At 72.8% G+C, this 22,304-nt stretch carries 17 protein-coding genes and 1 pseudogene; 7 read left to right on the top strand and 11 right to left on the bottom strand.

The genetic code is table 11. The features are described 5' to 3' along the window. Positions 1-91 precede the first annotated feature (91 nt). Complete coding sequence (locus tag RZ50_RS01350; RefSeq protein WP_217680182.1) at positions 92-1,882, bottom strand: PQQ-binding-like beta-propeller repeat protein; 1,791 nt, start codon at positions 1,880-1,882, stop codon at positions 92-94. Between the two features lie 583 nt (positions 1,883-2,465). Between RZ50_RS01350 and RZ50_RS01345 the strand changes: the two genes are divergently transcribed. From RZ50_RS01345 to RZ50_RS01335, 3 genes are all read left to right on the top strand, one after another. Next, the gene (locus RZ50_RS01345; protein ID WP_196948560.1) at positions 2,466-3,644 is read left to right on the top strand and encodes an ROK family transcriptional regulator; all 1,179 of its coding nucleotides are present in this window, start codon (positions 2,466-2,468) and stop codon (positions 3,642-3,644) included. 270 nt (positions 3,645-3,914) lie between these two features. After that, the gene (gene dxs / locus RZ50_RS01340; protein WP_196948559.1) at positions 3,915-5,819 is read left to right on the top strand and encodes a 1-deoxy-D-xylulose-5-phosphate synthase; all 1,905 of its coding nucleotides are present in this window, start codon (positions 3,915-3,917) and stop codon (positions 5,817-5,819) included. A 171-nt stretch (positions 5,820-5,990) separates the two neighbouring features. After that, on the top strand, positions 5,991-7,517 hold the full coding sequence (locus RZ50_RS01335; protein WP_308271129.1) for a glycosyltransferase family 39 protein: 1,527 nt from the start codon (positions 5,991-5,993) through the stop codon (positions 7,515-7,517). Positions 7,518-7,629: 112 nt separating this feature from the next. On the opposite strand, the gene RZ50_RS01330 is transcribed toward RZ50_RS01335, so the two are convergent. The 5 genes from RZ50_RS01330 to RZ50_RS01310 form a co-directional block, all read right to left on the bottom strand. Continuing rightward, positions 7,630-9,777 carry a 3-hydroxyacyl-CoA dehydrogenase NAD-binding domain-containing protein gene (locus tag RZ50_RS01330; protein ID WP_196948558.1) on the bottom strand — a complete coding sequence of 716 codons (2,148 nt, stop codon included), beginning with the start codon at positions 9,775-9,777 and terminating at the stop codon, positions 7,630-7,632. A gap of 2 nt (positions 9,778-9,779) precedes the next feature. Then, positions 9,780-10,997 (bottom strand): acetyl-CoA C-acyltransferase, encoded by a 1,218-nt coding sequence (locus RZ50_RS01325; protein WP_196948557.1) that lies wholly within the window; start codon positions 10,995-10,997, stop codon positions 9,780-9,782. 258 nt (positions 10,998-11,255) lie between these two features. After that, positions 11,256-12,500 carry a ribonuclease D gene (locus RZ50_RS01320; RefSeq protein ID WP_196948556.1) on the bottom strand — a complete coding sequence of 415 codons (1,245 nt, stop codon included), beginning with the start codon at positions 12,498-12,500 and terminating at the stop codon, positions 11,256-11,258. Positions 12,501-12,661: 161 nt separating this feature from the next. Continuing rightward, the gene (locus RZ50_RS01315; RefSeq protein WP_217680181.1) at positions 12,662-13,378 is read right to left on the bottom strand and encodes a response regulator transcription factor; all 717 of its coding nucleotides are present in this window, start codon (positions 13,376-13,378) and stop codon (positions 12,662-12,664) included. A 323-nt stretch (positions 13,379-13,701) separates the two neighbouring features. Beyond that, a complete protein-coding gene (locus tag RZ50_RS01310) occupies positions 13,702-14,364 on the bottom strand; it encodes a DUF3000 domain-containing protein (RefSeq protein ID WP_196948160.1) in 663 nt (220 codons plus the stop codon). 146 nt (positions 14,365-14,510) lie between these two features. Here RZ50_RS01310 and hemE point away from each other — a divergent pair, with 146 nt between their 5' ends. Continuing rightward, on the top strand, positions 14,511-15,614 hold the full coding sequence (hemE, locus tag RZ50_RS01305; protein ID WP_196948161.1) for a uroporphyrinogen decarboxylase: 1,104 nt from the start codon (positions 14,511-14,513) through the stop codon (positions 15,612-15,614). A gap of 51 nt (positions 15,615-15,665) precedes the next feature. Here the strand turns inward: hemE and RZ50_RS01300 are convergent, their stop codons facing one another. Then, positions 15,666-16,640 carry a DUF4349 domain-containing protein gene (locus tag RZ50_RS01300; protein WP_196948162.1) on the bottom strand — a complete coding sequence of 325 codons (975 nt, stop codon included), beginning with the start codon at positions 16,638-16,640 and terminating at the stop codon, positions 15,666-15,668. A 165-nt stretch (positions 16,641-16,805) separates the two neighbouring features. After that, positions 16,806-17,246 (bottom strand): DUF523 domain-containing protein, encoded by a 441-nt coding sequence (locus RZ50_RS01295; RefSeq protein WP_196948163.1) that lies wholly within the window; start codon positions 17,244-17,246, stop codon positions 16,806-16,808. A gap of 44 nt (positions 17,247-17,290) precedes the next feature. On the opposite strand from RZ50_RS01295, the pseudogene RZ50_RS28765 reads away from it, so the two are divergent. From RZ50_RS28765 to hemQ, 3 genes and pseudogenes are all read left to right on the top strand, one after another. Beyond that, positions 17,291-17,398: pseudogene (locus RZ50_RS28765) on the top strand (Uma2 family endonuclease); the annotation flags it as partial. A 122-nt stretch (positions 17,399-17,520) separates the two neighbouring features. Continuing rightward, positions 17,521-18,963 (top strand): protoporphyrinogen oxidase, encoded by a 1,443-nt coding sequence (gene hemG, locus RZ50_RS01290; RefSeq protein WP_196948164.1) that lies wholly within the window; start codon positions 17,521-17,523, stop codon positions 18,961-18,963. Then, entirely contained in the window at positions 18,960-19,685 is a 726-nt protein-coding gene (gene hemQ, locus RZ50_RS01285; RefSeq protein WP_196948165.1) for a hydrogen peroxide-dependent heme synthase, read from the top strand. The genes hemG and hemQ overlap by 4 nt, the downstream gene beginning before the upstream one ends. A gap of 34 nt (positions 19,686-19,719) precedes the next feature. Here hemQ and RZ50_RS01280 read toward each other — a convergent pair whose 3' ends face one another. The 3 genes from RZ50_RS01280 to RZ50_RS01270 form a co-directional block, all read right to left on the bottom strand. Next, the gene (locus RZ50_RS01280; RefSeq protein ID WP_196948166.1) at positions 19,720-20,307 is read right to left on the bottom strand and encodes a hypothetical protein; all 588 of its coding nucleotides are present in this window, start codon (positions 20,305-20,307) and stop codon (positions 19,720-19,722) included. Positions 20,308-20,352: 45 nt separating this feature from the next. Then, a complete protein-coding gene (locus RZ50_RS01275; protein WP_196948167.1) occupies positions 20,353-21,135 on the bottom strand; it encodes a TIGR04222 domain-containing membrane protein in 783 nt (260 codons plus the stop codon). A 69-nt stretch (positions 21,136-21,204) separates the two neighbouring features. Continuing rightward, complete coding sequence (locus RZ50_RS01270) at positions 21,205-22,281, bottom strand: TIGR04222 domain-containing membrane protein (protein ID WP_196948168.1); 1,077 nt, start codon at positions 22,279-22,281, stop codon at positions 21,205-21,207. Between the last annotated feature and the right edge of the window lie 23 nt (positions 22,282-22,304).

Raw genomic sequence — 22,304 nt, 5'->3', positions numbered from 1 at the left:
CGAATGAGCCGACCGAATAATCGCAGGCGGGGCGGGCCCGGGCTGTTCGCCCGTGCCCGCCCCGCCCCGACGTGCGGTCAGCCGGCCCGCGTCACTTCTTCCACTTGCTGACCGGAGCGTCGGTGGAGCTGCTGAGGCGGCGGAAGGCGTACACCGCGCTGCCGTCGTCCGAGACGATGTACTCCGACGAGCTCATCCCGATGTCCAGGCCGTTGGGCATCGCCATGGTGCCGAGGTCGCTCATCGAACCGTCGGTCGGGGAGAGCGTCACCAGCTTGGCCGGCTTGTCGTAGCCCTGGCTGACGATGGCCCGGACCTTGCCGTCCTTGCTGCCGGACACCAGCCGCATGTCGTTGCTCGACGAGGAGCCGGTCACGGACCAGAGGCGCTTGCCGGTGGTCAGGTCGTACGCGTTGACACCCGACTTGGCACCGCTGATCTGCACGTACATGGTGTTCCCGACCACCACGTTCTGGGTGTAGGCGTCCGACTGGCCGGAAAGCCTCAGGCTGTCCGAGCCCGGCTCCTTGACCGACATCTGGTTGCCCGGCTTGTTGTCCTTGTCGAACGGCAGGATGTAGTCGCCGTTCGGGCCGCTGGCCATCAGCAGCACCAGCGGCTGGTCCTGGATGACCTTGTCGATGCGCTCGATGCTGCCGGAGAGCGGGATCGGCTGGCTGGCGGCCTTGCCGCTCTCGGCGTTGACGACCTGCAGCACCGACTTCTGGATGCCGGTGTCGTAGCAGCGGTCGCTGACCGCGATCTGGGCGCCGGCGGCGCGGCCGTACACGCTGCAGTCCTTGGCGCGCGGCTGGAACTGCCAGGCGGGCTGCCCGTTGTCGATGTTCAGCGCGCCGACGAAGTTGCCGCCGACGGCGACCACCTTGTCGGTCACGCTGAGCGTCGGGGAGGAGAGCCGGTCGGCGCTGACCTTCACGCTCCAGAGCAGCTTGCCCTGGTTCAGGTCGACGGCGCCGACGGTGGAGCAGTCGCTGTCGCCGGTGTTGAAGGAGACGGCGGCGATGCCCTTGGAGTTGGCCGAGTAGGAGGCGGTGCACAGCTCCTTGCTGCCGGCCGGCACCGGGATGCTCCAGGCCTCCTTGCCGTCCGACAGGTTGAGCGCCCGGATGCCGGTGCTGTCGGCCCGGACGGCCACCTTGTCCGCGCCCCAGATGCCCAGCATCTGTGCCAGGCCGTCCGAGTTGGCCGGCTTGGCCGAGTTCCACGCGATGTTGTACGTGGCGTTGGTCCTGGTGTTGGTGGTGTTGTCCGGGGACGGGCTGTCGGAGGTGCCGCTGGTGGTGCCGGCGCTGGTGCCCCCGTTCGCGTTCGGCGAGGGGGAGGGGTCGTTCGGCTTGAGCAGCACGACCAGCCCGATCACGATGGCGATCGCCAGCACACCGCCGATGATCCCGCCCCACAGCATCACGGGGTTGCGCTGCTTGGGCGCGACGGGCATCGGCGCACCCGGGTAGTACCCGGGCTGCTGGTAGTTGTAGCCCCCGGCGCCGTAGCCCGGGGCGGGGTAGCCGCCCCCGGGCACCGGGTCGTACGGACCGATCGGCGCACCGGGCGGGGGCGGCGGGGCCTGCGTGGGGAAGCCTGCCGCGGTGGGCGCGTACGCCGGGTACTCGGCACCGCCGACGGGCGGCTGCGCGGGCGGCTGCGCCGGAGGTGCCGGCGGCTGGACCGGCGGCGGCCCGGCGGGCGCCGGCGGCGCGGCCTGCCCCGGGACCGCCGAGCCGTCGAGCTGCGTCACCTGGTCCGCGACGGCGGCCGGATCCACACCGCCCGCCGGTGGCCCGAACGATCCGCCCCGGTTGTCCTGCGGCCCGCTGCCGGGCACGTCGCCGGCCCCCGGCTTAGGGTGATCCCCTGCCATCTGATTCCCCGTCATGTCTGGAAGCGTCCCCCTGCCGGTACCGTTCACGGCCCGATGGGACGGTTGAGATTGGGCACCATGGTAGTGGCGGGTGTTTCTGAGCCGCCGCCAGGAGCCCCCTGGACCCCTGACCATGCAACACCTTCACCATCCGCCCTCACCCATCGCACCCGCCCCGAGGGCGCGCAGGGCGAAGCCCGCGCGCCCGCACCCACCCGCCCACAGCACCCCCATCACCCCCCCACCCGACCGGGCGAGAGGGACGCGCTGCGGGAGGGGGTGGCGGAGGGGGTGGCCGCGGAGAGGGGCGTAACAGGTGATTTTCAGACTGCCAACGGCGACCAACCCCCCACCCACAGAGTCGGCAGTCGGAAAATCATCCAGCCCCCGGAGCGGCCACCCCCGGAGCCACCCCCGGCGGCACCCACCCTCCCGGGAGCCCCCCGAACACCCGAAGCCCCCGCACCCACCCTCCCGGGAGCCCCCCGAACACCCGAAGCCCCCACCCCGCCCCCCGAGCCGTAGGCTTCAGGAGTTGAAGGGGAAGCCCACCGGAGGCCTCCCCACCCTGGGAGGGTGGATCATGTCGACGGACACGCCGGGCTCGCAGTCGTCCCTGCACCGGGCGAACCTGGAGCGGGTGCTCCGTGCCGTGCGGATGGCCGGTTCGCTCACCCAGGCCGAGATCGCCCGCGGCACCGGCCTCTCCGCGGCCACCGTCTCCAACATCGTGCGGGAACTGAAGGAGAGCGGCACCGTCGTCGTCGCCGACACCTCCTCCGGCGGCCGTCGCGCCCGCAGCGTCTCGCTCAGCGGTGACGCCGGCATCGTGGTCGGCATCGACTTCGGCCACACCCACCTCCGCGTGGCCATCGGCAACCTCGCGCACCGGGTGCTGGCCGAGGAGAGCGCCCCGATCGACGTGGACGTCTCCGCCGCGCAGGGCTTCGACCGGGCCGAGGCGATGGTCGCGCGGCTGCTGGAGCAGGCCGGCTTCCGCCCGGAGAAGGTGATCGGCGTGGGCCTGGGCGTGCCCGGCCCGATCGACGTGGAGACCGGTGCGCTCGGCTCCACCGCGATCCTGCCGGGCTGGACGGGCGTCGCGCCGGGCCGGGAGCTGGCCGAGCGGCTCGGCATGCCGGTGCACGTGGACAACGACGCCAACCTCGGCGCGCTCGGCGAGCTGGTCTGGGGTGCCGGCCGCGGCCTGAGCGACCTCGCGTACATCAAGATCGCCAGCGGGGTGGGCGCCGGCCTGGTGGTCAACGGCCAGATCTACCGCGGCCCGGGCGGCACCGCCGGTGAGATCGGGCACATCACCCTGGACGAGGCCGGCCCGGTCTGCCGCTGCGGCAACCGCGGCTGTCTGGAGACCTTCGTGGGCTCCCGCTACCTGCTCTCGCTGCTCAGCTCCACCCTCGGCCCGGACCTCACCCTGCCCAGGGTGGTCGAGCTGGCCCACCAGGGCGACCTCGGCTGCCGCCGGGTGATCGCCGACGCCGGCCGGCAGATCGGCACCGGCGTGGCCACCCTCTGCAACCTGCTCAACCCGCGCCGGGTGATCCTGGGCGGGGACCTCGCCGACGCCGGTGAGCTGGTGCTCGCCCCGATCCGCGACTCGGTCGCCCGTTACGCGATCCCCAGTGCGGCCCGTCAGCTTTCGGTCGTCCCCGGCACGCTGGGAGGCCGGGCCGAGGTGCTCGGCGCGCTGGCCCTGGTGATGAGCGAGATGGGCGAGTCCGGCGCCCTCGGCCGTCACTGAGCACCCCTGTCGCCGGCGCCTCGGAACCCCAGTTCCACGGCCCGCATCGAACTCATGTCCGTCAATACCGCATTGACCGATGCCCCCTGCCCGACCTCCCGGGATGGCGGTAACCGGTCGGTGGCACCGGGCGTGCCGCTCGGTGTCCGTCAAGCGGAGATTAGACTCGACCGGTCGGCACCGGGCCGAGACCGCCGGCTTGCCGTCTGACCGGGCAGCGAGGCCCGTCGGACCGTCCGCGGTCCGCGAACACTGAACGAGGAGGAACGGGTGGCCCTGCTGACCCGCATTCGGGGACCGCGCGATCTCGACCGGCTCACGCCCGGACAGCTGGCCGCACTGGCCCAGGAGATCCGGACCTTCCTGGTGACCGAGGTCTCCAAGACGGGCGGCCACCTCGGCCCCAACCTCGGCGTGGTGGAGCTGACCATCGCGCTGCACCGGGTCTTCGACTCGCCGCGCGACCGCATCCTCTTCGACACCGGCCACCAGAGCTACGTCCACAAGCTGCTCACCGGCCGCCAGGACTTCTCCGGGCTGCGGACCAGGGGCGGCCTGTCCGGCTACCCGTCCCGCGCCGAGTCCGAGCACGACGTGATCGAGAACTCGCACGCCTCGACCGTGCTGTCGTACGCCGACGGCCTGGCCAAGGCCAACCAGCTGCTGGGCAGGAACGACCCGGTCGTCGCGGTGATCGGCGACGGCGCGCTCACCGGCGGCATGGCCTGGGAGGCGATCAACAACATCGCCGACGCCAAGGACCGCCCGGTCGTCATCGTGGTCAACGACAACGAGCGCTCCTACTCGCCGACCATCGGCGGCATGGCCAACCACCTCGCCACCCTGCGCACCACCCAGGGCTACGAGCGCTTCCTCTCCTGGGGCAAGGACGCGGTGAAGCGCACCCCCGTGGTCGGCCAGCAGCTGTTCGAGACGCTGCACGGCGCCAAGAAGGGCCTCAAGGACTTCATCGCCCCGCAGGGCATGTTCGAGGACCTCGGCCTCAAGTACATCGGCCCGATCGACGGCCACGACCTGACCGCCCTGGAGTCCGCGCTGACCAAGGCGCGCGGCTTCGGCGGCCCGGTGATCGTGCACTGCCTCACCGAGAAGGGCCGCGGCTACCACGCCGCCGAGAACAACGACGAGGACCGCTTCCACGCGGTCGGCGTGATCCACCCGGAGACCGGCCTGCCGATCAAGAGCGCGGGCAAGGACTGGACGTCGGTCTTCGCCGAGGAGATGGTCGCGCTCGGCCGCGAGCGCGAGGACATCGTCGGCATCACCGCCGCCATGCTCCACCCGGTGGGCCTGGCCCCCTTCGCCAAGGCCTTCCCGGACCGCATCTTCGACGTCGGCATCGCCGAGCAGCACGCCGTCACCAGCGCCGCGGGCCTGGCGACCAACGGCCTGCACCCGGTGTTCGCGGTCTACGCGACCTTCCTCAACCGGGCCTTCGACCAGGTCCTGATGGACGTCGCCCTGCACAAGCTGGGCGTCACCTTCGTCCTGGACCGGGCCGGCGTCACGGGCAACGACGGCGCCTCCCACAACGGCATGTGGGACATGTCGATCCTCCAGGTCGTCCCGACGCTGCGGCTGGCCGCCCCGCGCGACGCCGACCAGCTGCGCGCCCAGCTGCGCGAGGCCGTCGAGGTCGAGGACGCCCCCACCGTGGTGCGCTACTCCAAGGGCACGGTCGGCCCGGCCGTCCCCGCGGTCGGCCGGATCGGCGGCATGGACGTGCTGCGCGCGGCCGAGGAGCCGAGCGGGGCGCACCGCGCGGACGTGCTGATCGTCTCGGTCGGCGCGATGGCCTCCACCAGCCTGGAGGTCGCCGACCTGCTGGCCGCCCAGGGCATCACCGCCACCGTGGTGGACCCGCGCTGGGTCAAGCCGGTCGACCCGGCCCTGCCGGGCCTGGCGGCCGAGCACCGGGTGGTCGTCACGATCGAGGACAACGGCCGGGTGGGCGGCGTCGGCGCGGCGGTCGCGCAGGCGCTGCGGGACGCGGACGTGGACCTGCCGGTGCGCGACTTCGGCATCCCGCAGGAGTTCCTGGACCACGCCAGCCGGAACGAGATCCTGGCCGAGATCGGCCTGAACGGCCCCGACATCGCCCGCAAGGTGACCGCCCTGGTCGCCAAGCTGGACGCGGCGCCGGTCGAGGCCTGAGACGGCCCGGGGCGGCCTGACAGGGCCCGGGGCGGCCCGGGAGCTCCGGCCGCCCCGTCGATGGCCGACCGCCGTGGCTCTGTAACAGTTCGCCGCGAAACAAGCTGACAATCGCACCGAAAGGCGGGACCGGCGCCATCCGCGCCGATCCCGCCGGGTAGGTTGTCACTCGTGCCGACCCCCACCCGCCCCAGCCTCGCCGGACTGGCCTCACGCCTGCCCGAGCGCGCCCGTACCCACCTGCGTCAGGGGTACTGGACCAGGCTGGTGCCGGTGCTCGCGCTGGTCGCGCTGGTCACCCACATCCCCTCCTTCGCCCGGCCCGTCTGGAGCCCGGACGAGGGCTTCCTGGCCACCCAGGCCCGGATGCTCGCCGACGGCGGGGTGCTGTACGACACCGTGGTGGACCGCAAGCCGCCGCTGCTGCCCTGGCTCTACCAGGCCTGCTTCGCCGTCTTCGGCTCCGCCTCGCTCTGGCCGCTGCGCACCCTCGCGGTGGTGGCCCACCTGGTCACCGCGATCCTGCTGGCCTCGATCGCCCGCGGCCGCTGGGGCAACCGGGCCGGGGCCGGCGCCGGACTGCTGTACCTGCTGGTCTCCATCGGGCTCTCCCCGGAGGACACCCAGGCGGCGACCTTCGAGGTCTTCATGCTGCCCGCCATGGTGGCCGCCTTCCGGTACGCCGAACGCCGCCGCTGGCTGGCCGCGGGCATCGCGGTGGCGCTCTGCTCGCTGACCAAGCAGACCGGCGGGGCCGTGATGCTGCCGGTGCTCTGGATGCTGTTGCAGGACACCCGCCGGCGAGGGGTGCGCTGGCTGCCCGCCCTGTTCAAGATCGGGTTCGGCTTCGCGGTCCCGATAGCGCTGGTCGCGGTCATCCTGACCAAGCCCAAGGGCTTCCTCTTCTGGGTGGTCACCGGCAGCGGCGACTACGCCTCCTTCGGCGGCGCCTGGCTCCAGATGCTCGGACGGGCCTTCGGCAACCTGGGCATCCTGGCCGCGGCCGGACTCGGCTTCCTGTTCCCGGTCGGCCGCCGGCTCTGGTTCAAGTACCGCCACCGCCCGCTGCCGGTGGCCGGCGAGGAGCACGGTTCGACCGCCGACCTGTGGGTCTGGCTGCTCTCCTCGGTCGTCGCGGTCAGCGTCGGCTTCCACTTCTTCGGCCACTACTACCTCCAGCTGATGCCCCCGCTGGTGCTGCTGGGCACCGGGGCGGTCGCCACCTCGGCGATCCGCTGGAAGCCCGTCCTGGTGTACACCACGGCCGCCGCCACCGTCTTCTGGGGCCTGGCGCTGGCCTGGCCGGGGGAGCGGCTCGACCGCACCACCGAGGTCGCCACCGCGGTCGCCGCCCAGACCACCCCGAAGGACACCGTGCTGGTCTGGGGCATGCACCCCGAGCTGTACTGGCTGGCCGACCGCAAGCCCGCCACCCGCTACCTGACCGCCGGCTTCCTCACCAACTACAGCGGCGGCAAGGACGGCAGCGCCAGCGTCGGCGAGCAGTTCAGCGTCAGCAACGCCTGGCAGACCTTCGACAAGGAGCTGGCCAACGGCCTGCCCGAGGTCTTCGTGGACGACTCCGGCATCGCCCCGTACCAGCCGGTGCTCGTCCCCCGGATCGAGAACCTGCTGGACACCCACTACGAGATGATCGGCGTCATCGGCGACACCGTCGTCTACCGCCTCAAGCACTGAGAGCCCTCAAGCACCGAGACCCCCGTACACGCCCCGACCGCCGAGGCGTCCGTACACACGAAGGAGCCCCGGTGACCGAGTGGTCACCGGGGCTCCGCCGTACCGCTACGCCTTACGCGGGCACCGAGGCCACGCCGGGGGCGAGGAACCTCTTGCCGTTCACCCGCTCGGAGACGCCCTCACGGTCCAGGTACGGGGTGATCCCGCCCAGGTGGAAGGGCCAGCCGGCGCCGGTGATCATGCAGAGGTCGATGTCCTGCGCCTCGGCGACGACACCCTCCTCCAGCATCAGGCCGATCTCCTGCGCCACGGCCTCCAGGGCGCGGCTGAGGACCTGCTCCTCGGTGAGCACCGAGTCGCCGAAGGTCAGCAGCTCCAGCACCTCGGGGTCGAGGACCTGCTTGCCGTCGACCCAGGTGTAGAAGCCGCGCTTGCCGGCCTTGACCACCTTGCCGAGGTTCTCGGAGACGGTGAACCGCTCCGGGAAGGCGCCGTGCAGGGTCTCCGAGACGTGCAGGGCGATGGCCGGGCCGACCAGCTCCAGCAGCACGATCGGGGACATCGGCAGGCCGAGCGGCTCGACGGCCTTCTCGACGCTGGCGATCGGGGTGCCCTCGTCGATGATGTCCTGGATCTCGCCCATGAAGCGGGTCAGGATCCGGTTCACCACGAACGCCGGGGCGTCCTTGACCAGCACCGAGGTCTTCTTCAGCTTCTTCGACACGGCGAAGGCGGTGGCCAGCGACGCGTCGTCGGTCTTCTCGCCGCGGACGATCTCCAGCAGCGGCAGGATCGCGACCGGGTTGAAGAAGTGGAAGCCGACGACCCGCTCGGGGTGCTTCAGCTTCGAGGCCATCTCGCTGACCGACAGCGAGGAGGTGTTGGTCGCCAGCACGCAGGTCGGCGAGACCACGTTCTCCAGGTCCGCGAAGACGGTCTGCTTGACGCCCATCTCCTCGAACACGGCCTCGATCACGAAGTCCGCGTCGCCGAAGGCGGCGGCCTTGTCGAGCGAGCCGGTGACCAGACCCTTGAGGCGGTTGGCCTTGTCCTGGCCGATCCGGCCCTTGCCGAGCAGCTTGTCGATCTCGGCGTGGACGTAGCCGACGCCCTTGTCGACGCGCTCCTGGTCGATGTCGGTGAGGACCACCGGCACCTCCAGACGGCGGGCGAACAGCAGCGCCAGCTGCGAGGCCATCAGACCGGCGCCGACGACGCCGACCTTGGAGACCGGGCGGGCCAGCGACTTGTCCGGAGCGCCGACCGGGCGCTTGGCCCGGCGCTGCACCAGGTTGAAGGCGTAGATGCCGCTGCGCAGCTCGCCGCTCATGATGAGGTCGGCCAGGGCCGCGTCCTCGGCGTCGAAGCCGGCCTGGAGGCTGGCCTTGTCGGCGAAGTCGGCGTCCTTGACGGCGGCGATGATGTCCAGCGCCTTGTACGCGGCCGGAGCGGCACCGTGCACCTTGGCGTCGGCGACCAGCCGGCCCCAGGCGACCGCGTCGTCCCAGGCCTTGCCGCGGTCGATCGGCTCGCGCTCGACGACCACGTCGCCCTTGACGACCTTGGCGGCCCACAGCAGCGACTGCTCCAGGAAGTCGGCCGGCTCGAAGATCGCGTCGGCGATCCCCAGCTCGAACACGTCCTTGCCCTTGAGCTGCTTGTTCTGGCTCATCGAGTTCTCGACGATGACCTTGACGGCCTTGCCGGCGCCGATCAGGTTCGGCAGGAGGGTGCAGCCGCCCCAGCCGGGGACGAGGCCCAGGAACACCTCGGGCAGCGAGAAGGCCGGAAGGCCCGCCGACACCGTGCGGTAGTCGCAGTGCAGGCCGACCTCGACGCCGCCGCCCATGGCCGCGCCGTTGTAGAAGGCGAAGGTCGGGACGGGCAGCGCGGCGATCCGCTTGAAGACCTCGTGGCCGCCCTTGCCGATGGCCAGCGCGTCCGCGTGCTGCTTGAGCAGCTCGACGCCCTTGAGGTCGGCGCCGACCGCGAAGATGAACGGCTTGCCGGTGATCGCGGCACCGACGATCGTGCCGTCGGCGGCCTCGGCCTCGACCTGGTCCAGCGCCTCGTTCAGCTTGAGCAGCGAGCCCGGGCCGAAGGTGGTCGGCTTGGTGTGGTCGAAGCCGTTGTCCAGGGTGATCAGGGCCAGCCGGCCGGCCTGCAGCGGCAGGTCCAGGTGCCGGACGTGCGCGGTCGTGACGACCTCGCCCGGGAACAGCTCGGCGCCGTGCTGGAGCAGCTCAGTCGTGGTGCTCATGGTCACTTACCACCCTCGAAGTGGGGGTTCTCCCAGATGATGGTGCCGCCCATGCCGAAGCCGATGCACATCGTGGTGAGGCCGTAGCGGACGTCCGGGCGCTGCTCGAAGCGGCGGGCCAGCTGGTTCATCAGGCGCACGCCCGAGGAGGCCAGCGGGTGGCCGAAGGCGATCGCACCGCCGTACGGGTTGACCCGCTCGTCGTCGTCCGCGATGCCGTAGTGGTCCAGGAAGGACAGCACCTGGACGGCGAAGGCCTCGTTGATCTCGAAGGCCTGGATGTCGTCGATGGTCAGACCGGCCTTGGCCAGCGCCTTCTCGGTGGCCGGCACCGGGCCGATGCCCATGACCTCGGGCTCGACACCGGCGAAGGCGTACGAGACCAGGCGCATCTTGACCGGGAGGCCGAGCTCCTCGGCGACGTCCTCGGCGGCCAGCAGCGAGGCGGTGGCACCGTCGTTCAGACCGGCCGAGTTGCCCGCGGTGATGTTGCCGTGCGGGCGGAACGGGGTCTTGAGGCCGGCCAGCGACTCCATCGTGGTGCCCGGGCGCATCGGCTCGTCCACGGTGGCTAGGCCCCAGCCGGTCTCGCCGACCTCGGGGTTGGTGTTGCGGATCGAGATCGGCACCAGGTCGGGCTGGATGTCGCCGTTGGCGTACGCCTTGGCGGCCTTCTCCTGCGAGCGCACGGCGTAGGCGTCGCAGCGCTCCTTGGTCAGGTGCGGGAACCGGTCGTGCAGGTTCTCCGCGGTCATGCCCATGAACAGGGCGGACTCGTCGACGAGCTTCTCGGAGACGAAGCGCGGGTTCGGGTCGACGCCCTCGCCCATCGGGTGGCGGCCCATGTGCTCGACACCGCCGGCCACGACCACGTCGTACGCGCCGAAGGCGATGCCGCCGGCGGTGGTGGTCACGGCGGTCAGCGCACCGGCGCACATGCGGTCGATCGCGTAGCCGGGGACGGACTTCGGCAGGCCGGACAGCAGGGCGGCGGTGCGCCCGATGGTCAGACCCTGGTCGCCGATCTGCGTGGTGGCCGCGACGGCGACCTCGTCGATGCGCTCGACGGGCAGGTTCGGGTTACGGCGCACGAGCTCCCGGATGCACTTGACGACGAGGTCGTCGGCGCGCGTCTCGTGGTAGATGCCCTTCGGGCCGGCCTTGCCGAACGGGGTGCGGACGCCATCGACGAAGACGACGTCCCTCGCGGTACGAGGCACGGGGGCTCTCCTCCCAGGGACCAACATTACGAGGTGGGCAGGCTGCCGCCGGCGAAGGCCGGGGCGGCGCCGCACACCGTCATGCTACCGGTCGGTAACCAGCCTGCCCAGGCCCCTCGGAGGGTTCGACCCGTGTGTCCCGCGCCACGTCCCGCGGCACCTGCCACCAGGAACGCTCCCCGGGTACGCCGAAGGGGACACCGTCCGTACGGACGACGTCCCCTTCTCGGCGGAGCCTCTCCGGCGTTCCGCGCCCGGTCAGTCCTTGACCCTGACCGCGGCGGCGAACGCGGTCGCCACCGCCGGCGACACCAGGTCGACCTGCCACTGCCGGGCACCGAGCCGGCGCAGCGCGGCGGACACGCCCTCGGCGCTCAGCTCGATGGGCGGCTGCCAGGAGACCCGGCGCACCAGGTCAGGGGTGATCAGGTTCTCGGCCGGCAGGTGCAGGCGCTCGGCCAGCTCGCTGACCGCGGCGCGGGCACCGGAGAGCCGGGCGGCGGCCACCGGGTCCTTCTCGGCCCAGGCCCGCGGCGGCGGCGGTCCGTCGTGCGGCGCGGCGGCCGGCGGCAGCTGGTTCTCCGGGATCTCCCGGGCGCGCTGCACGGCGGCCAGCCACTGCTCCAGCTGACGGCGGTGCACCCGCGGGCCGAAGCCCTGGACGGTCTGCAGCGCGGCGACGTTCAGCGGCATGGCCAGCGCGGCGTTGACGATCGCCGCGTCCGAGAGCACCCGTCCGGGGGAGACGTCACGCTCCTGCGCCATCCGGTCGCGGGCCAGCCACAGCTCGCGCACCACGGCGAGCTGGCGGCGCCGGCGGACCTTGTGCAGCTGCGAGGTGCGCCGCCACGGGTCGGTGCGGGGTGCCGGGCGGGGCGCGGCGGCGATCGAGGCGAACTCCTCCAGGGCCCAGCCGAGCTTGCCCTGGGCGTCCAGCTCCTGTTCGAGTGCGTTGCGCAGCTCGACCAGCACCTCGACGTCCAGAGCCGCGTAGCGCAGCCAGGGCTCGGGCAGCGGGCGGGTGGACCAGTCGACCGCCGAGTGCTCCTTGGCCAGGCTCAGCCCGAGCACGTTCTCGGTCATCGGTCCGAGCCCGACCCGGGGGAAGCCGGCGATCCGCCCGGCCAGCTCGGTGTCGAACAGGAGCCGCGGTCTCATGCCCACCTCGGCCAGGCAGGGCAGGTCCTGGGTGGCGGCGTGCACCACCCATTCCGCGTCCTCGATGGCGGCGCCCAGCCCGCTGAGGTCGGGGCAGGCGATCGGGTCGATCAGGGCGGAGCCGGCACCCTCGCGGCGCAGCTGAATGAGGTACGCGCGCTGCCCGTAGCGGTAGCCGGAGGCGCGCTCGGCGTCGACGGCGACCGGTCCGGTGCCCGAGGCGAAGGCGGCGACGGTGGCGGCCAGCGCCTGCTCGTCCGCCACGACGGGCGGGATCCCCTCCTTCGGTTCGAGGAGCGGGACCGGGGCTGCTTCTTCTGGGATGGCTGCTACGGCGTCGGTCACCCACCAAGGGTACGACGGTCCTCGGAACCGTGAGTGTTGTCGGACTGGTCAGACCGTCACCCGCATGGCCGCGTCCGGGGCACCGGGGCGCCGCACGATCGCTGCGGCGGCTCAGGAGGAAACGTTCCTCCTGAGCCGCCGCAGCGGTGGGGCCGATCGGCTCAGTGGATGATTCCGGTGCGCAGTGCGACCGCGACCATCCCGGCGCGGTCGCCGGTGCCGAGCTTGCGGGCGATGCGGGCGAGGTGGCTCTTCACGGTGAGCGCCGACAGGCCCATCGCCACGCCGATCGCCTTGTTCGACTGGCCCTCGGCGACCAGCCGCAGCACCTCGACCTCGCGGCCGGACAGCTCGCGGTAGGCGGCCTGCTGGGGGCTCGGCGCACCGGGGGCTCCGGCGGCGCCCGGTGCGCCGCCGGCACCCGGCATGCCCGGCATCCCGGGGCGGCGCATCCGGCCGGCCAGCCCGGCGGCGCCGAGCGGCAGGCCCGGGCGGCCGGGCATCGCGACGTTGGTGCGGGTGCCGGTGACCACGTAGCCCTTGACGCCGCCGGCCAGCGCGCTGCGGACGGCGCCGATGTCGTCGGCGGCGGAGAGGGCCAGGCCGTTGGGCCAGCCCGCGGCGCGGGTCTCGGCGAGGATGGTCAGTCCGGAGCCGTCGGGGAGGTGTACGTCGGCGACGCAGATGTCGCGCGGGGTGGAGACCCGGGGACGGGCCTCGGCGATCGAGGACACCTCGATCACGTCGCGGACGCCGAGCGCCCACAGGTGACGGGTGACGGTGTTTCGGACGCGGGGATCGGCGATGACCACCATGGCGGTGGGCTTGGTCGGCCGGTAGGCGACCACGTTTGCGGGGTGCTCAAGAAGGACCGACACCAGGCCTCCTGCGGGGAGTGGCGGACGGAACCCCGATGGGGGCGGTTCGGAGTGTTCCGCGTTCGGAAAGGGTCACAGTCTGCTTCGGCAGCTACCGTGCCCGGCTTTAGCGAAAGATCACGATCTAGTGAGTAACAATACGGACAAATCGCGCATATGAGTGATGCGACATGCCCGGAATTCGCACAAAATCGATCAGAACCTTCGCAGATCAGTCGATTTCCAGCGGTTAATTGACGTAGAGCGCGGCCGAAGTCACACTCCGTCAGCCCTGGGGGTGGCGTTGCGGGCAGGGAGGTGCCACCCGGCCCGGGCGCCCCCCGTCAGTGCGACCGCGGGCGTCGCCGGGCCGGCATCGGGACCACTCCACCGAGTGACGTCACCTCGGCCGGGCCCTGCGGCGTCGGAGTGGCCGGCGGCAGGCCGGCGCTGATGCAGAGAAGGTCCCCCCAGGCCGCCAGGTGCCGCTCGAACCGGCCGTCGGCCGGCGTCCAGGAGGCCCGGATCTCGATCTCGGTGGAGGACGGGCGGTCCGCCAGGCCGCCGAAGTACTGCGAGGCGGCACGGGTCACCGTGCCGGACGGCTCCGCGTACCCGGCGCCGTGCGCCTGCAGCGCGTCCAGCAGCCAGGCCCAGCCGACCTCGGGGAGCAGCGGGTCGCCGGCCATCTCGGGCTCCAGCTCGGCCCGGGTCATGGTGACCACCCGGAACTCCCCGTTCCAGGCCTCCTGCCCGGCCGGGTCGTACAGCAGCACCAGCCGGCCGTCGGCCAGCTCCTCGCCGTCCACCTCGACGGTGGCGGTCAGCGCGAACGCGTACGGGGCGAGCCGGCGCGGGGCCGGCGCGGGGGAGAGCTGGACCTCGGGCCGGAGCCGTACCCCCTCCAGGGTCTCCACGGCGGCCCGGAACTCGCTCGGCGCCCCCTCGCGACCCGTTCCGCCACCTGCTCCGCCACCCTGCGCGGGGTGCCCTCCGACCGCTGCCATGACCCGAAGACTAGGTCGAAAACCCGGGTTATCGCCGCAACTTCTCTCCGAGCGGCGTGCCGGAACGGCAAACCCGGCCAGATCTTGGAGGAACCGACGAGCCCGGTCGGGGGGTCCGTGCCGGGGCACATGCGAAGATTTGACCCGTGAGCGAGACTACGGCAGACCCGACGGCGGCCCCCAGCGGCGGCCGACCCACCCCCGCGCGCCGCGGCGCCGCGCACGACTCCGCGTTCCTGCGCGCCTGCCGGCAGGAGCCGGTGCCGCACACCCCCGTGTGGTTCATGCGCCAGGCCGGCCGCTCGCTGCCCGAGTACCTGAAGGTCCGCGAGGGCATCCCCATGCTGGAGTCCTGCATGCGGCCCGAGCTGGTCAAGGAGATCACCCTGCAGCCGGTGCGCCGGCACAAGGTGGACGCGGCGATCTTCTTCAGCGACATCGTGGTGCCGCTCAAGGCCGTCGGCATCGACGTGGACATCAAGGCCGGCGTCGGTCCGGTCATCGCCGATCCGATCCGGACCTTCGAGGACCTCAAGCGGCTGCGCCCGCTGGAGCCCGACGACGTCCCCTACATCACCGAGGCCGTCGGCCTGCTGGTGGACGAGCTCGGCGGGACTCCGCTGATCGGCTTCGCGGGCGCGCCGTTCACCCTGGCCAGCTACCTGGTCGAGGGCGGCCCGTCCAAGAACCACGAGAACACCAAGGCCATGATGTACGGGCAGCCCGAGCTGTGGGCCGCCCTGGTGGACCGGCTCGCGGACATCACCTCGGCGTTCCTCAAGGTGCAGATCGAGGCGGGCGCCTCGGCGGTCCAGCTGTTCGACTCCTGGGTCGGCGCGCTCGCGCCGGACGACTACCGCCGCTCGGTCATGCCGGCCAGCAGCAAGGTCTTCGACTCCGTCGCCCACTACGGGGTGCCGCGGATCCACTTCGGCGTCGGTACCGGTGAGCTGCTCGGCCTGATGGGCCAGGCCGGCGCGGACATCGTCGGCGTCGACTGGCGGGTGCCGCTGAACGTCGCCGCCGAGCGGGTCGGCCCCGGCAAGGGCCTTCAGGGCAACCTCGACCCGGCGGTGCTGTTCGCGCCCACCAAGGTCGTCGAGACCAAGGCCCGCGAGGTGCTGCACGCCGCCCAGGCGCTCGGCACCAGCGGCCACATCTTCAACCTCGGCCACGGCGTGATGCCGTCCATGGACCCGGACGCGCTCAGCCGTCTGGTCGCCTTCGTGCACGAGACCAGCGCGCGCTGACGCCCCGTGGTGGCGGGCCCTCCGGAGCCGGAGGGCCCGCCACCGGTGTGTTCAGGGCTGGGGCCAGGCGCTCTGCCCGTTCGAGGGGTCCGCGCTTACGGCGGGCTCGGCCTCCGGGGGCTCGAATCCCGTGGGCTCGGCGTCCGGCGCCGCGGACGCGGCGGGCCGCGGGTGGCGCCGACGCCAGTAGCGGTAGCCCAGCGCCGCCGGGACCCCCAGCACCAGCAGGAACGGTGCCAGCGCGGCGATCGCCACGGCCAGCGCACGGGCGATGACCACCAGGACGTGCCAGCCGCCGCCGAGCGCCGAGCCGACCGAGCCGCCGAAGCCCTCCGCCTTCGGTGCCGGGGTCGCCGGCGGCGTCGGTGAGGCGGCCGCGCGGTGGACCTCCAGAGTGACGGTGGAGTAGGAGGTCCGCGCGGACAACTCCTTCTGCTGCTTCTGGAGGGACTCCAGGTCCGCCTCGCGCCGGCTCAACTCCGACTCCAGCGAGGTGATCTCGCTCAGTGACTTGGCCTGCGCCATCAGCGCCCGCACCCGCTCCACGCTCGCCTGCTGGGTCTGCACCCGGCTCGCCACGTCGGCGACCTGCTGGGTCAGGTCGTCAGCCTGGCTCTTGCGGGTCGACACCTCGCCCAGGGCGGCCAGCTGGTCCAGGGTCTGCTGGTAGGCGGCGGACGGGATCTTGAGCACCAGCTGCCCCGACTCGTTCCCGGGACTGCCGTAGACCTGCTCACCGCCGACGTAGCCTCCCGAGTTCGTGGCCAACTCCCGGGCCTTGGCGAGTACTTGGGAGACGTTCTGGGCGTTCAGGGTGAGCTGCGCGGTGTACGCGATCAGATGGGTGTCGGCGACCGGGGTGACACCGGCCGCCGCCGGCGCCCCCGAGACCTGGGGGGCCGCCGCGCCGGTCGGCCCGCCCGGGTTGGCCGGCGCCGCCGCAGGGGCCCCCGCCGAGTCGTTCTTGGCCGGGCCCCCCGAGTCGGCCGCGCTGCAGCCGCCGACCAGTAGCGCGGCCAACGCCACCGCTGCCCCCAGCGCACCGGCTCTCGCCGGTCTTGCCTGTCTTCCCATTCCCGGGCCCTCCCCATGTCCGTTGGCAGTACTCCCCATTGGACGAAAGAGCCTGCCGGACGGACCCGCTCGGGAGATCGCGACTGCATCACAGCTCGGCGGCGGGGCGGATACGCCCTAACCGGCGGTGACCTCGATCCCGGCCCGCCGCAGCAGCGCCGCCGTCACGCCGTCCCCGGGGCGCAGTTCCCCGGAGAACGTCCCGTCGTACACCTGCCCGCAGCCGCAGGACGGGCTGCGCGCCATCAGCACCGCCCGCCGGGCCCCCGACGCCTCGGCGGCCGCGAGCGCCGCCCGGGCCCCGGCCACGAACTCCTCGGTGCAGTCCGCCCCGGTGGTGTCCACCACCCGGGCCCGCCCGTCCAGCACGTCCGCGCCGTCCCCGCCCACGATCTCCGCCGCCGGCCGGGGCGTCGGCAGCCCGCCCGCCCCCTCCGGGCACACCACGACGGCCCGCCCCTCCTCGACCAGCCGCACCACGCCCTCATCGGTCTTCGCCCGCCCGTCGTAACGACAGGGGATTCCGGCCAGACACGCACTCACCACGATCGACTCCACGGCGAACAGTCTACGAAGCGTGGCAGGGCCACTACTTTGGGCCCATGGACGGACTGCCGGACCGGATGTATCCGCCGCGGGCCGAGGGGTGGTTCGCCGATGACCTCGACCACCTGCCCGACGCGCCCAGGCACACCGAACTGATCGACGGCGTACGTGCCCGCCGGGATCTTCCGGGGCGTGCTGGAACGCCCGGTGCCGTTCCCGATCAGGATCGATCTCCGGCGTGCAGTGGATTGAGGGTTCGGTGTAAAGACCTGCGAGACTGCGAAGCATGTCGGAAGCACAGGTCGTCGTCGTCGGTGGTGGGATCGCGGGGCTGGCTGCGGCCGCCTTCCTGAGCGGGGCGGCCGGGGGGCCGGCGCGGGCGCGGGTGACGGTGCTGGAGGCGTCCGGGCGGGTCGGCGGGAAGCTGTGGGGCGGAGAGGTCGGCGGGGTCCGGGTGGACCTCGGGGCCGAATCGGTGCTGGCGCGGCGGCCGGAGGCGGTCGAGCTGGCGCGGGCGGTCGGGCTGGCGGAGGAGCTGGAGCCGCCGACCACCGCCAAGGCCGCGATCTGGACCCGGGGCGCGCTGCGGCCGCTGCCGGGCGGGCAGGTGATGGGCGTCCCGGGTGATCTGGAGGCGCTGGCGGCCTCCGGAGTGCTCACCGCCGAGGGGCTGGAGCGGGCCCGGAACGAGCGGGCCACCGAGGTCGGGGCGGACGTCGCGATCGGCCGCTACGTCGCCGACCGGCTGGGCCAGGAGGTCGTGGACCGGCTGGTCGAGCCGCTGCTGGGCGGCGTCTACGCCGGCCGCGCCGAGGAGATCTCGCTGCGCGCCGCCGTACCGCAGCTGCTGCCGATCGCCCGGGGCGGCGGCTCGCTGGTCGAGGGGGTCCACGAGCTGGCCTCCCGGCCGAAGGTGGTCGGCACCCCGGTGTTCCAGGGCCTGCGGGGCGGCCTCGGCACCCTGCCGGAGGCGGTCGCCGCGGCCTGCGTCAAGGCGGGCGTGGAGCTGCGCACCGACACCCCGGTCGAGGAGCTGCGCCGCACCCCCGAGGGCTGGCGCGTGGTGGCCGGCGGCGAGGTGCTGACCGCGGACGCCGTGGTGCTGGCCGTCCCGGCCCCGGCCGCGGCCCGGCTGCTGCGCGCGGACGCCCCGGCCGCCGCCGCCGAGCTGGACACCGTCGAGTACGCGGGCATGGCGCTGGTCACCCTGGCGTTCCGCCGGGCCGACCTGGCCGAGCCGCCGAGCGGCAGCGGTTTCCTGGTGCCGCCAGTGGACGGGCGGCGGATCAAGGCCTCGACCTTCTCCTCCAACAAGTGGGGCTGGCTGGAGCGTTCCGCACCGGACGCCTTCCTGCTGCGCACCTCGCTCGGCCGCCACCGCGAGGAGGAGGCGCTGGAACTGCCGGACGAGGAGCTGGTGGCCCGCTCGCTGGCGGACCTGAAGGAGGCGATCGGGCTGACCGCCCGGCCGTACGACACCTTCGTCTCGCGCTTCACGGCCGGCCTGCCGCAGTACCCGGTGGGCCATCTGGACCGGGTGGCCCGGGTGCGGGCGGCGGTCGAGGGGGTGGGCGCGCTGGCGCTGTGCGGCGCCGCGTACGACGGGGTGGGGATTCCGGCCTGCATCGGCTCGGCGGCGGCCGCCGCCGCGGCCGTCGGCGAGCACATCGACAGACTGCCGACCCCGGCGACCGGGGAAGCTTTCACGGAGAGGACAATGGGCGCATGACTGAGACCGTTGAGCGGGAGCCGGAGCAGCAGCCCGAGAAGAAGAAGGCGCGCGACCTGAACCAGGTCATCCGCTACACCATGTGGTCGGTGTTCAAGCTCAAGGGGGCCCTGCCCGAGGACCGTACCGCGCTGGCCGCCGAGGTGGACGAGCTGTTCGCCCAGCTGGCCGCGAAGGACGTGACGGTGCGCGGCACCTACGACGTGTCCGGTCTGCGCGCGGACGCCGACATCCTGGTCTGGTGGCACGCCGCCGACTCGGACGACCTTCAGGAGGCGTACAACCGCTTCCGCCGCACCGGTCTGGGCCGCCAGCTGGAGCCGGTCTGGTCGAACATGGCGCTGCACCGCCCGGCCGAGTTCAACAAGTCGCACATCCCGGCGTTCCTCGCCGACGAGCGTCCGCGCGACTACGTCTGCGTGTACCCGTTCGTCCGCTCCTACGAGTGGTACCTGCTGCCGGACGCCGAGCGGCGCGCGATGCTCGCCGAGCACGGCCAGATGGCCCGCGGCTACCCCGACGTGCGGGCCAACACGGTGGCCTCGTTCGCGCTCGGCGACTACGAGTGGCTGCTCGCCTTCGAGGCGGACGAGCTGCACCGGATCGTCGACCTGATGCGCGACCTGCGCCCCTCCCGGGCCCGGCTGCACGTCCGCGAGGAGGTGCCGTTCTTCACCGGCCGCCGCAAGCCGCTGAGCGAGCTGCTGAACGGCCTGGTCTGAGCGAGCCGTTCCACGGAGGCCGGTTCCCTGCGCGTCACGCGGGGGAGCCGGCCTCCGCGGCGTTGCGTTCCGGTCGCGGGCCTGCGAACTCGCGCAACACCTCCGTGTAGTACGTGCCGAAGTCGACCCGGGTGATGTCGTTGAGCCGGTACTTGCCCGGCTTCGGGTACCAGCGCGCCTCGGTGTCGACCTCGTGCAGCCGCAGTGAGCGGGGGCGCAGCTCGGTGACCGTGCCGACCCGGAGGATGCCCGGATCGATGTGCTCGGCGTGCAGGGAGACCAGGCCGTACTCGGCGCTGGCGGCGGCGAGCAGGCCGGCGTGGTCGTCCAGCGGCAGGTCGGCGGGGGGCAGGCGGAGCGGCCACAGGCCGCGGCCGCGCAGCGCCCGTATGGTCAGGGACTCCTCGCCGCCCCGGTCGCGGACCTTGTGCAGGGTGCAGGTGTGGACGGCGGTCCAGCCGTCGAGCTGGTGGTCGGCGCAGTTGGCGAGCAGGGTCCAGATCGGGCCGGTGTGGAGGACGAAGCCCTCCAGCCGTTCCGCGCCGGGGAGGGTCCGGCGCAGCCGGACGAGCCGCCCCTCGTCCAGGGCGCGGTCGAGTACGTCGTGGTCCCGCTTGTTCATGGGCGGAAGTCTGCCCTGGTCAGCGCGGGTGTGCAGCCGGTTTTTCTAGGAGCGGTGCGGGCGCAGGGCGGCGCGGAGGCGGGCGTCGGGGAGGACGGCGGGGCCGTTCATGGCGACGGCGGTGAGCAGTTCGCGCTCCTCGTCGTCGGCGAGGCCGTGCTGGCGGGCCGGGCGGACCTCGCGCAGCACCTCCTGGCCGGTCGGGGAGGCCCAGCGGGTGTAGGGGTAGACGTCGACCCGGGCCATCAGCAGGGTGCCGGAGGTGAGCACCAGCGGCAGGGAGAACCAGGCGAGCGGGGCGACGGTGTCACCGCCGGTGAAGCCGCTGAGGGACAGCGCGGCGGTGAGCAGGACCAGTGACAGCAGCAGCGCGTGCCGGACCTGCCGGACCACCACCACGGTGTTGCGCTGCACCAGCGCCGGGGTGGCCAGGCCCGCCACCGAGAGCCGGGCGCCGATCTCCAGAACGGTGGGGTGCTCAGCCATCGCCCGGCGCAGTTCGTCCGTACGGCACTGGCCCTCGGGGCCGACGGCGGTCACGATCGCGCGCTCCAGGCGGCTGCGGCCCTTGGGGTCGACCACGGTGGTCCAGCCGGTGTGCGCGAGGTGCAGGCGGCCCCGTCCGGACATCAGGACGAGCGCGAGTTCCACCACCCGGTCCGGTCCGCCGGCCAGGTAGGCGGTCTCGTAGAGCCCGATGCCGACGGCCTCCGGGGGGCGCAGCCGGTCCTGTTCGGCGAGGGCGTCGGCGGTGGCGGTCATCCGCACCAGCCGGAGGCAGGACAGCACCGCCGCGACGCAGGCCGGTATCAGGAACAGCAACCACATGGGCTTGTTCTATGCCTGCGCCGCCGACCCGGGGAACGGCTTCCCGGTTCGCGATACCGAACTGTGACGTCAGGAGCCACAGCCGCCGCCGCAGCTCGACCCGCAGCTGGAGGACGAGGAGCCGCAGCTGGAACCGCTGGAACCGCAGCTGGAGGAGGATCCGCCGCAGCTGGAGTGCGACGACCCGCAGCTGCTGGAGGACGACCCGCAGCCGGAGTGGTGGGAGGAGCCGGAGGACCCGGAGTCGGAGGAACCGCACCAGGCCGCGGAGCCGCCGCAGGAGGCACCGGAGCAGGACGAGGAGCCGACCCCGGAGGAGTAGGAGGAGGAGCCGCCGACCGCGCCGTTCACCGCCGCCTGCTGGGCCGCCGCACCCACCAGGAGCTCCTGGAGCTCCTCGATGCCCGGCTCCGCGGCGGCCGCGGCGAGGCCACCGAGCGCGATCGCGCCGAGCACCGCGCCGCCGGTCATCCGCGGGTAGAGGCCGGAGTTGGGCGTCCACGGCTTGCCGACGTACATCAGGACGAGCTGGCTGCGGCCGGCCAGGGTGATCCGGTCCCTGGGCGGCCGGGTGCCGATCAGGGAGGCCAGACCGAACACCAGCAGGACCACGGGCACCCACAGGGCCGGGCGGTCGGCGTGGCCGTCGTCCAGCAGGAGGGCGAGGAGGGCGGCCGCGGGAACCGGGAGCAGCGAGAGCCAGAGCAGCCGGCGGGCCCTGCGGGCGGCCCGTAGCCGGTCGGGGTGGCGCATCAGGCCGCGGTCGGCGAGGTCGTCGCCGAGCGCCTGGACGGCGGGGGAGCGCATCACGTCGGCGCGCAGGGCGGCGACGCCGCGGCTCCTGGTCGGGCCCGCCGAGTCCATGATCGCCTGGTCGACGGCGTCGTACGGCCGGTCGTGGGTGATGGTGACCGTGCCGCCGCGGCTGATCACCGCGCGCTCGGCCACGTGCATGCGGACCAGCGCGGTGTCGAAGACCCGGCCGGGCCCGCCGGCCAGGAAGGCCGCGCTCAGCAGGGACAGGCCGCGGCCGGGCAGGCCGCGCGGGTTGGCGACGTGCTTGGCCCGCCGGGTGGTGCGGCCGGCGTGGAACGAGGCCGCGACCAGCAGGGCGGCCGGGATCAGGAAGTAGGTGTTGTGCCACATGGGCGGTTCCCCCGGGGTGTTGA

This window comes from Kitasatospora sp. SUK 42, assembly GCF_015776785.2.
Classification (GTDB): Bacteria; Actinomycetota; Actinomycetes; order Streptomycetales; family Streptomycetaceae; genus Kitasatospora.
Note: the sequence above shows the minus strand (reverse complement) of the source record. Positions and strands in the feature narration are given on the sequence as shown.